At 71.8% G+C, this 14,228-nt stretch carries 12 protein-coding genes; 3 read left to right on the top strand and 9 right to left on the bottom strand.

Features of this window, described 5'->3' with window-relative positions; translation table 11 throughout:
• Positions 1-23 precede the first annotated feature (23 nt).
• From AB0C82_RS18725 to AB0C82_RS18705, 5 genes are all read right to left on the bottom strand, one after another.
• Positions 24-1,541: an NAD(P)/FAD-dependent oxidoreductase gene (locus AB0C82_RS18725; protein WP_362842885.1), complete on the bottom strand. Its 1,518-nt coding sequence runs from the start codon at positions 1,539-1,541 to the stop codon at positions 24-26.
• A gap of 31 nt (positions 1,542-1,572) precedes the next feature.
• The gene (locus AB0C82_RS18720; RefSeq protein ID WP_362842883.1) at positions 1,573-2,190 is read right to left on the bottom strand and encodes a DUF4126 domain-containing protein; all 618 of its coding nucleotides are present in this window, start codon (positions 2,188-2,190) and stop codon (positions 1,573-1,575) included.
• 380 nt (positions 2,191-2,570) lie between these two features.
• Positions 2,571-3,182, bottom strand: coding sequence for a TetR/AcrR family transcriptional regulator (locus AB0C82_RS18715; protein WP_362842880.1), 612 nt, complete (start codon positions 3,180-3,182; stop codon positions 2,571-2,573).
• 29 nt (positions 3,183-3,211) lie between these two features.
• Positions 3,212-5,299, bottom strand: a complete 2,088-nt coding sequence (locus AB0C82_RS18710) for a YhgE/Pip domain-containing protein (RefSeq protein WP_362842877.1) — start codon at positions 5,297-5,299, stop codon at positions 3,212-3,214.
• Positions 5,271-6,014, bottom strand: a complete 744-nt coding sequence (locus AB0C82_RS18705) for an ATP-binding cassette domain-containing protein (protein WP_362842874.1) — start codon at positions 6,012-6,014, stop codon at positions 5,271-5,273. Before AB0C82_RS18705 ends, AB0C82_RS18710 begins: the two co-directional genes overlap by 29 nt.
• Positions 6,015-6,180: 166 nt before the next feature.
• On the opposite strand from AB0C82_RS18705, the gene AB0C82_RS18700 reads away from it, so the two are divergent.
• From AB0C82_RS18700 to AB0C82_RS18690, 3 genes are all read left to right on the top strand, one after another.
• Complete coding sequence (locus AB0C82_RS18700) at positions 6,181-6,708, top strand: SAV_6107 family HEPN domain-containing protein (RefSeq protein ID WP_362842872.1); 528 nt, start codon at positions 6,181-6,183, stop codon at positions 6,706-6,708.
• 102 nt (positions 6,709-6,810) lie between these two features.
• Complete coding sequence (locus tag AB0C82_RS18695; protein WP_362842870.1) at positions 6,811-7,569, top strand: methyltransferase; 759 nt, start codon at positions 6,811-6,813, stop codon at positions 7,567-7,569.
• A 248-nt stretch (positions 7,570-7,817) separates the two neighbouring features.
• The gene (locus tag AB0C82_RS18690; protein WP_362842867.1) at positions 7,818-8,216 is read left to right on the top strand and encodes a DUF3040 domain-containing protein; all 399 of its coding nucleotides are present in this window, start codon (positions 7,818-7,820) and stop codon (positions 8,214-8,216) included.
• 195 nt (positions 8,217-8,411) lie between these two features.
• Here AB0C82_RS18690 and AB0C82_RS18685 read toward each other — a convergent pair whose 3' ends face one another.
• The 4 genes from AB0C82_RS18685 to AB0C82_RS18670 all read right to left on the bottom strand — a co-directional run bounded on the left by AB0C82_RS18685 (position 8,412) and on the right by AB0C82_RS18670 (position 14,049).
• Positions 8,412-10,832, bottom strand: coding sequence for a DUF3488 and transglutaminase-like domain-containing protein (locus tag AB0C82_RS18685; protein ID WP_362842864.1), 2,421 nt, complete (start codon positions 10,830-10,832; stop codon positions 8,412-8,414).
• Positions 10,829-12,202: a DUF58 domain-containing protein gene (locus AB0C82_RS18680; protein WP_362842862.1), complete on the bottom strand. Its 1,374-nt coding sequence runs from the start codon at positions 12,200-12,202 to the stop codon at positions 10,829-10,831. Before AB0C82_RS18680 ends, AB0C82_RS18685 begins: the two co-directional genes overlap by 4 nt.
• Positions 12,202-13,254: a MoxR family ATPase gene (locus AB0C82_RS18675; RefSeq protein WP_362842859.1), complete on the bottom strand. Its 1,053-nt coding sequence runs from the start codon at positions 13,252-13,254 to the stop codon at positions 12,202-12,204. The genes AB0C82_RS18680 and AB0C82_RS18675 overlap by 1 nt, the downstream gene beginning before the upstream one ends.
• A gap of 231 nt (positions 13,255-13,485) precedes the next feature.
• The gene (locus AB0C82_RS18670) at positions 13,486-14,049 is read right to left on the bottom strand and encodes a carbonic anhydrase (RefSeq protein ID WP_362842857.1); all 564 of its coding nucleotides are present in this window, start codon (positions 14,047-14,049) and stop codon (positions 13,486-13,488) included.
• Positions 14,050-14,228: the final 179 nt, after the last annotated feature.

Raw genomic sequence — 14,228 nt, 5'->3', positions numbered from 1 at the left:
CCGCTCGGCCGCTCCCGGGGATCTCAGCGGGAGCCGCGGAAGCCGTCGCCCTCCACGATGAGTCCCGCGACCAGCGCCCCCGACATCCCGGCGTGCGCCAGTCCGCCGCCGGGATGCGACCAGCCGCCCGCCAGATACAGGCCGGGCAGCCGGGTGCGGTTGCCCGGGTGCAGCCAGGCCCCACCGGCCCCGGCCAGCGCGGGCGCCGGCACCGAGCCGCCCTCGGCGCCGGTCTCCGCCGCGGTTTCGGCCGGGGTCCGAACCTCCGCGTGGATCACCCGGTCCCGCAGGCCCGGCACGGCGGCGCAGGCCGTGTCGATCACCGTGTCGGCGAACCGCTCGCGCAGCGCCCCGTCCGTCCAGTCGACCGGGCCGTGCGGTGCCACCGTCGCCGTCAGGGTCACCGCCTCGTGCGACTCGTCAGGGCGGGTGGTGGGGTCGTCGGGCCGCATGACCGTCACGGTCGGCCGCTCGGCGATCCGGCCGCCGAACACGGCGTCGCGCTCGGCCGCCCCGTCCGCGGCGTGCACCACCGTCCGGTGCACCGCGTCCGGCTCCCGGGCACCGCGCAGCGACAGCAGGACCAGGAACCGGCCCGGCGCCGGTCCGCTCCCCGGACGTGGCGAAGGCGCCACGTCCCCCTCCTGCCACAACTCCTGACCGGACACCAGGTCCTGGCGCGGCTGCGCGGCCAGCACCACGTGATCGGCCTCGGCGCTCTCGCCGCCCGCAAGCTCGACGCCCGCGGCCCGGCCGTCCTTCTCGACGATCCGGACGACCTCGGCCCCGAAGACGAAGCTCACCCGCCGGGCCACACACCGCTCGTACAGCGCCTCGGCCAGCGCCCGCATCCCCCCGCCGACGTACCAACTGCCGAAGGTCTCCTGCATGTACGCCACGAGGGCGGCGCTCGCCGGGGCGTGGCGCGGGTCCAGCCCGTACGCCAGGGCGTACCCGTCGAGCAGCGCTGCCAGCCGGGGGTCCGCCAGCTCCCACGCGCCGATCTCCGCCACGGTCGCCGCCTGCCGGGGCGGACGCAGCAGTCTGCGCTGCCTGAGCGAGGGGTAGGGATCGCGGCCCAGGACCTGCCAGTCGGGCCGCAGCGGCTCCTCCAGCAGCGGGCGCCGCGAGCGGTCCCAGGCGTCACCCGCCCGGTCCAGGAACGCCCCCCATCGGTCGCCCGTGCCCGCTCCGAGCGCTCCGTCGAGAGCGGCGACGACGCCGGCCCGGGAGGCGTTCGGCAAGGACACCGCGGTGCCGTCGGCGAAGACATGACGGCTCGCCGGGTCCACCTGGGTCAGCGTGACGCACTGCTCCAGAGGTTCCTTGCCGGTCTTCACGAACAGGTCGCGGTAGACGGCGGGCAGATGCAGCAGACCCGGCCCGGTGTCGAACGAGAATCCGTCACGGGCATACCGGCCGACCGAGCCGCCGTACGTCGCGGACCGCTCGTACACCGTCACCCGGTTGCCTGCCACGGCGAGCCGGGCCGCCGCCGCCATCGCGCCCGTCCCGGCGCCGATCACCGCAATTCGTGCCATGTCAGAGACCCTAGACGGTGCCACCGACAGCTCAGCCGGGAGGCCGGTGCCCGCCCGCCTGCGCCATGCCCCTCTCCTCGCGCCGCTGCGCCCTGCGGCGCAGGAACCGGCGGATCCGGGAGGCCAGGAAGACCGATATGACGATCCCGAGGACGAGCAGCGCCGCGGCGATGGACGCGGCGGCCAGCGGATGGAACATGGCGAAGGTGATGATCGCCGCGACGCCGAGGTCCTCGGCCACGCTCACCGCGATGTTGCTGAAGGGTTCCGGGGAGGTGTTGACCGCCATCCTGGTGCCCGCCTTCACCAGATGGCTCATCAGCGCCGTGGAACCGCCGACGGCCCCGGCCGCGAGCTCCGGCAGTGAACCGCTCTCACCCGCCAGCAGGGCGGCGACGACGGCCCCGGACAACGGCCGGACGACCGTGTGCACCGAGTCCCAGACCGAGTCCACGTACGGGATCTTGTCGGCCACCGTCTCGCAGAGGAACAGCACACCCGCCACCACCAGGACATCGGTGCGCTGCAGTGCGGCGGGCACCTCGTCGCTGACACCGGTCGCACCGAAGATGCCGAGCAACAGGACCACCGCGTAGGCGTTGATCCCGCTCGCCCAGCCACTCGTGAACACCAGGGGGAGTACGGACACGGACGCGATCGTAACCAGACGGCGCCGGCAGCGGGTGGGGTCGTGCACCCAGCCCTGAGTATCCGTACCTAGCGGGTGAGATGAGTAGGTATGCGGGTAGGCCCCCACCTGCGCGGACGGCAGAGTGTGGAGCACGGAAGGGGCGCGGCTCCGGGACCGCCGACACGGGGTGGCGGAACGGAGCGGCACTCCGGTCGCAACGGGGGTGCGCGGCGGAGGGCCCGGGACCACGGGGGACACGGGGTCACGGGGGAAGGGTTTCTCCGGCAGCACGGAAAGCGCCGGTCCGGTGGAGTTCGAGGGGGATCGAACTCCACCGGACCGGCGTCTTCGTGCCCGGACCTGGTCCTGCCCCGCGGGCCAGGGATCAGGGCTCGGGGTCAGCGCCCGCTGACCCGCCCGTGCAGCAGCAGCGACAGCGCCGAGTGCACGTCGTCCATCGACCGCTCCGGCTGGAACGCCTGCCAGTCGAGGGCTGCCACGAGGACCATGCCGACGAGCGCGGCCGCCGTCAGCGGAATGTCGATCTCCTGGCTCAGCTCACCGTTGCGTACTCCCTCCCTGAGGACGTCCTCAACGACGGCCACGGCCTGCTGACGCACCACCAGGAGCGTGGCCTGCCAGGCACGGTTGGTGCGCCATAGCTCCGCCACGTACAGCTGGGTGAAGGCCGGGTAGCGGTTGATGAAGGCCAGGCCCGCCCGGATCATCGCGTCCAGGGCCTCCACCTGGGTGCCGCCGCGCGCGTCCGTCTCCTCGGACGCGGCACGCAGGGAAGCGGTGAGCAGCCCGACACCGTGCCGCAGCAGCTCCTCGAAGAGCTCGGTCTTGCTCTTGAAGTTGTAGTAGACCGTGCCCTTGGCGACCCCGGCGCGCTCGGCGATCTCGTCCACCGTGGTGGCGGAGAACCCCTTCTCGGCGATGAGGGTCACCGCGGCCTCGTAGAGCTTCTGGCGGGTGGCCTGGCGGCGCGTGGTGCTACTGCTTTCCATACGGTCGATTCTCACAGGTCCGGGCGCTCTCACAGACTGAGCTCGGGATGCAGCCGGTCCAGGGTCCACACCTGCTTGCGCCGGGCGGAGAGCGCGGTCAGGGCCACCGCGCCCGCGGTGAACGCCACGAGGACCGCACAGGCCTCCCAGACCGGGCCGAGTCCGCCGCCGGTGATCAGCCGGCGCAGGCCCTCGACGATGTAGGTCATCGGCAGGAACGGGTGGATCGCGCCGAAGAATCCGGGGCTCGTCTGCACCGGGTACGTTCCGCCCGCCGAGGTCAGCTGCAGCATCAGTACGGCCAGGACGAGGATGCGTCCCGCTGCTCCGAAGCGTGCGTTGAGCCACTGCACGATCGCGGCGAAGCAGCAGGTCACCAGGGCCAGAAAGCCGATCGTCGCAGCGGGGTGCGCCATCTGCAGGCCGAGCCCCCAGTGCAGTACGGACATCAGCGCGGCGACCTGGAGAACACCGATCGCGACGACGGGCAGCCAGCCGGCGAGGGCGATCCGCCAGGCGGAGGCCCCGGCGGCCAGGGCCCGCCTGTTCAGCGGCTGGATCAGCATGTAGGCCACCATCGCGCCGACCCAGAGGGAGAGAGGGATGAAGTACGGGGCGAAGCCGGTGCCGTAGTTGGGTGCCGCGTGGAGCGACTTGGACGCCAGCTGGACCGGATCGGCCATGACGTCCGTACGCGTGTCGCGGTCCTTCTCGGAGTAGTCGGGGATCTTGCCGACGCCGTCGTTCAGCCCCTGGGCGAGGGTCGCCGAGCCGTCGCCGAGCCGGAAGAGCCCGCTGTCCAGATCGGAGGCACCGGTCTTGAGCTTCCCGACCCCGGTGTCCAGGGCCGAGGAACCGGTCTTCGCGGTGCCCAGGCCGGTGTGGAGCGCGTCCGCGCCCTTGGCCACCTTGTGGGCGCCCTTGTTCAGCGCGTTGATCTTCGAGACCGCGGCCTCCAGATCGGTGTCCAGGGTCGGGGAGCGCTTCGCGAGGGCCTCGGCCTGCTGCTGGAGCGTCGTCAGATGGCCGCGGAGCCTGGTCAGGTCCCCGTGCTGGTTCTTGACCAGCACGTTCACGTCGTCGGCGACCTTCGCGACATCGGCCGCCGCCGTCACGGCCCGCTTCAGCGGGGGGCAGACGGCAGGGTCGGGCAGCAGCGCGTCCTCGCACGCGGTGCGATGCGCTTCGGTGAGTTCGTCGGCGGAGGTGTGGGCCGCGGCGGCGGCGGTGGGAGCCGCCTTCACCAGCAGGTCGAGGTTGTCCCGCACCGTCTTCGACGAATCGGCGACCAGCCGGGCCGTGTCGCCGATGGCCCCGCCGTTGTCCTTGAGGAACGGACGTACGTCGGCGGCGATGCCGTTGACCTTGTCGGCGAGGGCCTGGGTGCCGTTCGCGACCTGCCTGGAGCCGGTTTCCAGGTCGCCCGCGCCCTTGTCGAGCCTGGTGATCCCGCCGGCCAGCCGGCCACTGCCCGCCTTGGTGTCCTTGAGGCCGCTGGCGAGATCCTCGGAGCCCTTCTTCGCCTTGGAGATGCCGCCCTCCAGGTCGTCCGCCCCCTTGGCCGCCTTCTGGGTGGCGTCGTGGATGCCGGAGAAGGAGATGAAGATCCGGTCCAGGAACCCGCGCGAGGCGTTGGTCGAAGCGGCGGTGCGCACCTCGGAGAACACCGTCCGGGAGATCTGCCCGACGATGTAGTTGTTCGCGTCGTTCGTCCGCACCTGGAGAGCGCCGGTCTCGGGGGAGTCTCCCGAACTGGAGGCGATCCGCTCGCTGAAGTCGGACGGCATGGTCAGGGAGAGGTAGTAGGTGCCGTCCTCGACGCCACGGCCCGCCTCGGCGGAGCTGACCTCGTGCCACTCGAAGACCTTGGAGTCGCGCAGTTTTCCGGTGATCTCGTCCCCGGCGGCGAGACGCTTCCCCGAGACGGTCGCCCCCTTGTCGTCGTTGACCAGCGCCACGGGAATCCTGTCGAGGCGCCCGTAGGGGTCCCAGAACGACCACAGGTAAAGGGCTCCGTACAGCAGGGGCAGCAGCAGGAGCGCCACGAGTGCGGCGCGCGGCAGCTTCCCCCGGCCGAACCGCTTCAGTTCAAGCGCGGCCAGTCTCGGCGATCGCATCGGCCGTCCCCTCCTCGGTCGTGATGTCGGTGCGTACGGTGATCGCGCCCTCCGGGGCCTCGCTGCACACGGCGAGCACGGTGGTGCCGGCGTCGGCGATGGTGCGCAGCAGCGCCCAGGCATCGGCGCGTTCGGCGTCGGAGAGCTTCAGGTCGGTGTCGTCCACGCCGAGCACTCGCGGGCGGGCCATCAGGGCGAGGGCGATGGACAGGCGCAGCGCCTCCAGGCGCTCCAGATCGCGCACGGAGGTGCGTTCGGCCTTGGGCAGGGCGGCGGGGTCGAGCCCGGCCGCCTCCAGGGCCGCGTCGATACGGGCCCGCGCGGTGGCGCTCCGCTCGGCGCGGGGCCGCAGGAGCGCGCGCAGGGAACCGTCGTAGCGGCGCTGGAGCAGGGCCCGCTCGCGCAGGTGCTCGGCGACGGTGAAGGCGGGGTCGAGCTCGCTGACGCCCGGGACCGGGCCGAGCGCGCTGATCCGCCGTACGGCGGCGAGCTTGCCGGGCAGAGCCAGACCGCCTGTCTCCGCACGGCCCTCCGTGGAGCGCATCCGGCCGGTGAGGGCCAGGAGCAGGCAGGTGCGCCCGGAGCCGGACGGCCCTTCGACCGCCAGGAGCGAGCCGGGCCCGGCGGTGAAGCCGACCCCCCGGAAGGCCCATCCGCGCGGTCCTCTGAGCCCGAAGTCCTCGGCGCTGACGGCTGCCCCGTGCGGGCTGTCCACAGACTCTCCCCTTTTTGAACTGACCAGTCAGTGCAAAAACTTATCCCGAACTCGCGATCGAAGCAAAAGGCCAGGTCAGCGGCTGATGGACGGGAATTGTCAGTGGTGACCGTCACGATGGACACAGACGGCCACGAAGCCGTCACGCGACGACAGGAGGTTCGTCATGGCCAGCTCTTCCGCAGCCGCCGCACCGCGGCGCCGCCCAGACAGCCCTGCCCCCTCACCGACCGGTCCGGCAAGCGACGTCCACCCCGTGCAGCGCCGCGCCACGGCGCCGCCCGCCGCACTCGAACTGCTCGCCAAGGCCCACGGCGGCCTGGCCGAGGCGGCCGTCCTGGACGTACCGAACGAGCGCTACGCCACCGCGCACCTGGCCGCGCTGCGCACCGCAGCCGCCGTCCTCGCCGCCCGCGCCCGCCCCGAGACCGGCAGGCGCCGCCGGGAGCGGATCCGCAGCGCCTGGGAGATCCTGCCGGAGATAGCCCCCGAGCTCACCGAGTGGAGCGCCCTGTTCGCCTCCGGAGCCGTACGCCGGGCCCGTGCCGAAGCCGGCATACCGGGCGCGGCGACCAGTCGTGACGCCGACGACCTCCTGCGCGACGCCGCCCTGTTCCTCCGCCTGGTCGAACGGCTGCTGGCGCTCCGGACGGTGCTCCCGCAGCCCCGGGAAGGACAGGCCGAAGCGGGGTGACCGGCGCGGCGGCCCGAGGCAATAGGGTGGACGGACCCGTACCACCTGCACTGTTCACGCTCCGCCCGTCAGTGGCGGCACCGTGCCGAGGAGTCAACTGCCGTGTCGGACCAGCTGCGCCCCCGCGCCTCCCTCCGTACCGCCGTGGTCTGGGAGGTCCTGAAGGACGCTCTCGACCGCCGGGTCAAGGCGACCGGCAGGGACACCCTGGACGTGCTGGACACCGGTGGCGGCACCGGAAACTTCGCGGTGCCCGTAGCCCGGCTCGGCCACCGGGTCACCGTCGTCGACCCCAGCCCCAACGCGCTGTTCGCGCTGGAGCGCCGCGCGGCCGAGGACGGCGTGGCCGAACGGGTCAGCGGGGTCCAGGGCGACGTCCTCGGCCTGTTCGACGTGGTGGAGCGCGGCAGTTACGACGCGGTGCTGTGCCACGGCGTCCTGGAGTACGTGGACGACCCCGCCGAGGGCGTAAGGAACGCGGTCGACGCGCTCCGCCCGTCCGGCGCCCTCAGCCTGCTGGCCGCCGGTCTCGGCGGCGCGGTCATGGCCCGGGCGCTCGCCGGGCACTTCACCGAGGCCAGGCACGCGCTGAGCGACCCGGCGGGCCGCTGGGGCGACGGCGACCCGGTGCCCCGGCGCTTCAGTGCCGACCAGCTCACCGAGCTGGTCGTCGCCGCCGGCATGGAGGTGGGAGCGGTCCACGGCGTGCGTGTCTTCGCCGACCTCGTCCCGGGCGGTCTGGTGGACACCGAACCGGGTGCGGTCGAGGCACTTCTCAAGCTGGAGGCCGCCGTGGCCGAACTGCCGTCCTTCCACGCTGTCGCGACCCAGCTGCACGTGCTGGGCGAGAAGCACACCTGATCAGCAACGCAACCGCAGACGGAGTACGGCTCCAGGACCCCGATCGGCGCTCCGGCCCCGTATGATCGGGTGACACCAGTCGGCATGACGGATCGGACGCCGGGGAATCTACGCCTCAGCAGACGAACCGACATGGCGGTCCGGACTGGTAAATGGCTACAGGGCGGGTTTCACGGGGGCGAATCCCTGCCTATCCTGGAAGGGCCGCATACCGGTCGCCCCCCGCGGCCGACGACTAGGAGGACTCCGTGCCGCTCTCGGAGCACGAGCAGCGAATGCTCGAGCAGATGGAGCGAGCGCTGTACGCCGAAGATCCCAAGTTCGCGACAGCGCTCGAGGGAAGCGGGCTGCGTACGTACACCCGACGACGGGTCTACCAGGCGGTCGCTGGCTTTCTCGTGGGTATCGCGCTCCTCATGGCCGGAATGGTCGCCCAGCAGATCTGGATCAGCGTGGTGGGGTTCCTCGTCATGCTGGGGTGTGCCGTGCTCGCGGTCACCGGGTGGCGCAAAGCGCCCAAGCCCGGGGAACAACAGCAGGCGGGGAGCGGGGCTGCAGGCGAACGCCGGCAGCCCAAGCAGCGCCGGTCAGTGATGAACCGGATCGAGCAGCGGTGGCAGCGCCGCCGTGACGAACAGGGCCAATAAGCGTTTCCGTCCCGGGAGCATTCCGGGGAGGACTGAAGACATGACGCCGGGCAGTTGAGCGCCGGACACATATGGGTGAGGGGCGGCCGCATTTCTGCGGCCGCCCCTCAGCTGTCCCCGGTGCCTCTGTTCCTGGGCCCGCGCCTCGCCACCCGGCCCGCGCCCCCGGTGGTGCCGGGGGCGCGGGGTCCTGGGTCAGACCCGCTGGCGGGAGAGCCGGCGGAACAGCCCGGCCCAACGGCCACGGCCCGGCCGGTCCGCCCAGCGGCCGGCGAGCGCCGCCCAGCGCTCCGAAGCCGTCCACACCACCCGGACGGCCGAGCGCGGCGCGATGACCGCGCGGAGCCGGGTGGGACGGCTCACGGAGGCCCGCAGAGCGGCCCGCACGGCCAGGACGTCCTCGGTGAGCCCCGTGGCCGCCTGCGGCTTCGGTGCGTACAGCACCTGCTCCACCGCACCCGCCACCCGGTGTGCCGAAGCGGCGGCGGCGCCGTCGATTTCACCCAGCCGCACGATGCGCGCCGCCGTCTTGCGAGGTGTCTGCGAATCGTCCGGCGGGATGCCGTGGTCCCAGGCGGTGTCCGTGAGCTCCCGCCAGGCGGCCAGCGTCCGGGCCGTGGCGTCCGCGGGCGTACGGCCCGTGGAGTGTCCGAGCCTCCGGCCGCGTGCCCGGGTGCGCCAGAGCAGTGGCAACACGGGCAGTACCAGCACCAGCGCGGCAGCGAGACTCAGCAGCACCACCGTGCGCAGCGGAGTACCCGGATCGGCCGGACCCACCGCGCCGGGAAGCGCGGCAGCGCCGCACTCACCCTGTCGGCGCAGCTGTTCCGGGCAGTTCTGCGAGGCGGACGGGGCAGCCGATGGTGCCTCCGAAGCGTCAGCCGTCGGCTCCGCGGAATCGTTCGTCCCGCCCGTCGGGGCGTCGGGCAGCGTGTACGAAGGAGTGGAACCCCGGGTCGGGGTCGGCTCGAAGCGCGTCCACCCCACACCCTCGAAATACAGCTCCGGCCAGGCGTGGGCGTCGCGCAGCCCGACGGACATCGAGCCGTTCGACCGGAACGTCCCGGGTGTGAAGCCCACGGCGACCCTGGCCGGGATGCCCAGGGTCCGTGCCATCGCCGCCATCGTGAACGAGAAGTGGACGCAGAAGCCCTGCTTGTCCCTGAGGAACCGGCTTATCGCCGCCGTGCCCGTACCCGAACTCACCGTCGTGTCGTAGGTGAAGCCGCCCTCCGATGCGAACCAGTCCTGCAGCGCGACGGCCCTCTCGTACGCGTTGGTGGAGCCCTTCGTCACCTCGGCCGCGGTCCTGCGGACCACGTCTGGCAGCGAATCGGGCACCTTGGTGTACTCGCGGGCCAGCTCGGGAGGAGGCGGGCCCGCCGACGCGAGCTGGTCCGCGGTCGGCCGCACCACCAGGCTGCTGATCTCGTACTTCGCGTTACCCGTGGTCTGCCCGTCGTCCCCGACGAGCGTCCGCCCCTCCGGCTCGTACCGCCAGCGCCCGTCGATCTTCACCTCGGTCGCCGGGTAGGGGAGCGGCAGATACGTCTGCTGGTAGGAGGGGGACGAGGAGAGGTTCGTCCTGACCTCCGTGACGGCGACGCCCGATCCGAGACCGGCGGGCTGCGGGAGCCGTCCCGGCACATCCGTCAGACGGCGGGTCGACGGCCGCCACTCGGTTCCGTTGAACTGGTCCAGGGCCAGGATGCGCAGGTAGAACTCCTCCGGGGCTCCGGAGTTGGTGCGATACGTCATCACCTCCCGGTCCTCCGGCTGGTTCAGGTTGTTCTGGAGCGACACCAGCGGATTGACCGCGGAGATCGTGCCTCCGCCGCCGCCCCTGCCCGTCCCGGATCCCGAACCGGCCAGGAGCCCGCTGTCCAGAGCGGGCAGCGCCGCCGGGACGACCAGCGCGATACCGAGCGTCAGTACCCCGATACGCCGCCCGGTGCGGACCGAGGCGAACGTCCGCCCGCCCGAATCCGCGATACCCGCGGTCAGACCGCCCGACCCGGTCGCACCGCCGAAGACCCGCCCCCACTGGGAGAGCCGGCTGCGTCCCTCGGCCAGCAGCAACAGCAGATAACCGGAGGCGGCGAGCAGGAACCAGGCCCAGCCCGCACCTCCCTCGGACAGTCCGGCGGCGACCGAGTAGAGCGCGAGCAGAGGCAGCCCGGCAGGGGCCGCGCTGCGGAAGGTCACCGCAAGGGCGTCCACCGCAAGACCGATGAGCAGCACACCGCCGACCAGCATCAGCCGGATGCCGTCCGTGGCGGGAGCCGGAATCGCGTACTTGCCGACATCGTCGAATCCCGCGCCGAACAGCTCCATCAGCCACTGGACGGCCTGAGGTCCGGGAAGGACACCGAGGAACGCGTGATCCCTCGCGAACGCCACGGTCAGCAGGACCGCCGTCACGAGAACCTGGGCGCCGAGGGTCAGCGTCCTCGCCAGCGGCACGCGGCGGGCCAGCGCGCCCACCCCGCTCTGGATCGCCAGCAGAAGAGCTGCCTGCAGAATCCAGCCGGCCGGATCGACCAGCGGCAGCAGGGCGCCCGACGCCATCAGCGTCGCCGCGAAGGCGCACAGCGCCAGCCGACCACGACTGCTCATGACCATCCCCCAGAGAAGCCCGTAGAACCGCCGGTCGTGGCGGACCGTGTGTCACCGTGCTGCCGTCCGGCCTGCTGCCAGAGTTGGGTGAGCCGTGTCCCGGGAGGAACCGCCACGGCCGTCCAGCCCGCTTCCCGCAGCAGCCGCAGACGCGCCGCGACCGAGGCGGGCGGTGTCCCGTCCCCGCCCCGTGCCCAGCCCTCGCTGTCCACGACGAACGCCACGGCGGCGCCGCTGCGCTGCCGCATCCGGCTCGCCACCGCCACCTGCTCCTCGTCGAGATCACCGAAGAACGCGATCAGGAGCCCTTCGTTGCCGCCCCGCAGTACGTCGTAGGCGCGCGACAGCCCGCCGCCGTCCGAATGATCGACGACCGCGAGCGTGTCCATCATCAGCCCCGCCGAATCGGCGGACTCCTGCGTCGATCCGGCGAAACCGTCGGAACCCTCGCCCGGCACGGAACTGCCGTCGTCCGTGAGCAGCCGCACGGCGAAGCCCCGCTCCAGCATGTGCACCAGCGCCGAAGCCGCTCCGGAGACGGCCCACTCGAAGGCCGAATCCGGGCCGGCCCCCTGGTAGGCGATCCGCCGGGTGTCCAGCAGCACCGTGCACCTGGCACGCTGCGGCTGCTCCTCGCGGCGCACCATCAGTTCTCCGTAGCGCGCGGTGGAGCGCCAGTGGACGCGGCGGAGGTCGTCGCCGTGCCGGTAGCCGCGCGGAATGACGTCGTCCTCGCCGGCCAGGGCCAGCGACCGCTGCCGCCCGTCGCCGTACCCGGAAGCCTCGCCTGCCAGCCGCAGGACCGGAAGCGACTCGGTGCGGGGGATGACGGTCAGGGTGTCGTAGGCACTGAACGAACGGGTCAGCTCGCACATCCCGAACGGATCACTGAGCCGCAGCTGCAGCGGCCCCAGCGGATAGCGCCCGCGCAGATCCGACCGGACCCGGTAGGACACCTCGCGCCTGCCGCCCGCCTCCACCCGGTCAAGGACGAACCGGGGCCGGGGGCCGAGCACGTACGGAACGCGGTCCTGGAGCATGAGCAGCCCGGTGGGCAGCCGGGAGATGTTGTCCATCCTCAGGTGCACCCGCGCCTCCGAGCCCGCCGGTACCCGCGAGGGCGACAGCCAGCGGCTTCCCGTGACCCGGTAGCGGGTGCGGTAGAGCACGGTCACGCAGATCAACGGAAGCACCGCGAGCAGCAGACCGACCCTCAGCAGGTCCCCCTGGCCCAGCACGTAGGCGCAGACCGCGGCGGCCACACCGGCCGCCAGGAAGGAGCGGCCGCGTGTGGTCAGCCCGCTGAGGGCGGCCCGGAGGCCGCCCTTCTCGCCGTCGTTGTCCACGGCGCCGGGCTCCCCGGCGGCCATCACAGCCGCCGGATGCCGGGCTGCTGCTGGCCGTACACCGGGCGGCCGGGCTGGTGCGGAGCCGCGGCCGGGGCCGCTCCGCCGCCGGCCGAGGTGGGTACGGGCGTGCGCTGCAGGATCTCCTGCACCACCTGCTCGGCGGTCCTGCGGTTCAGCTGTGCCTGCGCGGTGGGCAGCAGCCGGTGGGCGAGCACCGCCACCGCGAGAGCCTGCACATCGTCCGGCAGGGCGTACTCGCGCCCGCTGAGTGCGGCCGACGCCTTCGCGGCGCGCAGCAGGTGCAGGGTCGCGCGCGGCGATGCGCCGAGCCGGAGGTCCGGGTGGTTACGGGTGGCGCCCACGAGCTCCACCGCGTACCTCCGGACGGAGTCGGCCACGTGGACCGTACGCACGGCGTCGATCAGCTTCACGATGTCGTGGGCATGCGCCACCGGCTGGAGGTCGTCCAGCGGCGAGACCCCGCCGTGCACGTCGAGCATCTGGAGCTCGGCCTCGGGGCTCGGATAGCCGATCGACACCCTGGCCATGAATCGGTCGCGCTGGGCTTCGGGCAGCGGGTACGTGCCCTCCATCTCGACCGGGTTCTGCGTGGCCACCACCATGAAGGGGTTGGGCAGTTCGTACGTGTGCCCGTCGATGGTGACCTGGCGTTCCTCCATCGATTCGAGCAGCGCCGACTGGGTCTTGGGCGACGCGCGGTTGATCTCGTCGCCGATCACGATCTGGGCGAAGATCGCGCCCGGCTTGAACTCGAACTCCCGCCGCTGCTGGTCGAAGATCGACACTCCGGTGATGTCCGAGGGCAGCAGGTCGGGAGTGAACTGGATGCGCCGCACCGAGCAGTCGATGGACCGCGCCAGAGCCTTGGCCAGCATCGTCTTGCCGACTCCGGGGACATCCTCGATGAGGAGATGTCCTTCCGCGAGCAGCACGGTCAGCGAAAGCCGTACGACCTCGGGCTTGCCCTCGATCACACTCTCCACCGACCTGCGCACCTGCTCCACTGTGGTGGTCAGATCTGTAAGGCTCGCTCGATCGTCATAGGTCGTCACCCGGCCCTCCTCGGCACCTTTGTGCAGGGCCGAGGCGCATAGCTGCCCGGCCCACCCCGACATACGGACACTCCGCGGAAGGCCCGTGGAGATGTCACACCCGCATTCTTGTTGCCGTTACCGCTTCGTGTCACTCGCCTGTGGATAAGTGGGTGCGATATGTCAGGTGTTGATGCGAATTCGGAGTGCGATGACCACCGCTCGCGCCACACCGGGGGGAACGAGGACGGGTCAGGAGGCCGGCTGGATCTCGCGCAGCAGACCGGTGGTCACGTCGAAGACGAAACCGCGGATGTCGTCCGTGTGCAGCAGGAACGGCGAGGTGCGCACCCGCTGCATCGACTGGCGTACGTCCTGGTCGGCGTCGGAGTACGCCTCCACCGCCCAGACCGGCCGCTGGCCGACCTCGCGCTCCAGCTCCTGCCGGAAGTCCTCGGTGAGGGACTCCAGGCCGCAGTTGGTGTGGTGGATGAGGATGACGCTGCGGGTGCCCAGCGCGCGCTGGCTGATGGTCAGGGACCGGATCACGTCGTCCGTGACCACACCGCCGGCGTTGCGGATGGTGTGGCAGTCGCCGAGCTCCAGACCGAGCGCGGCGTGCAGGTCGAGACGGGCGTCCATGCAGGCGACCACGGCAACGTTCAGAACCGGCCGGGCGTCCATGCCCGGGTCGCTGAACTTGTCCGCGTAGCGGGCGTTCGATTCGACGAGCCGGTCGGTGACCGTGCCGCCGGAACGGGCCGCGCCTGCGGTGGGGACGGCGGGCTCGGCAGGGGAGTGCGCGGATGTCGACATGGATACGACGTTAGCGTTCAAGACCGGCCCTGGCGTGCTGTGGAAGGGGACAAAGAACGTCAACGAGGCTTGTTGTGAGGTAACCCACAAGCCTCACCGAAGCGCACCCGGTCGAGTGAGGACCCGCGGACGAAGAGGCCGGTGCGACGCGCTGCCCGCCTCGTTGATCGGGAATCGAT

Source organism: Streptomyces sp. NPDC048560, from assembly GCF_040650955.1.
In the GTDB taxonomy this organism is placed as follows: Bacteria; Actinomycetota; Actinomycetes; order Streptomycetales; family Streptomycetaceae; genus Streptomyces.
The sequence above is the reverse complement of the archived record's forward strand: the minus strand, read 5'-3'. Positions and strand labels throughout refer to the sequence as shown.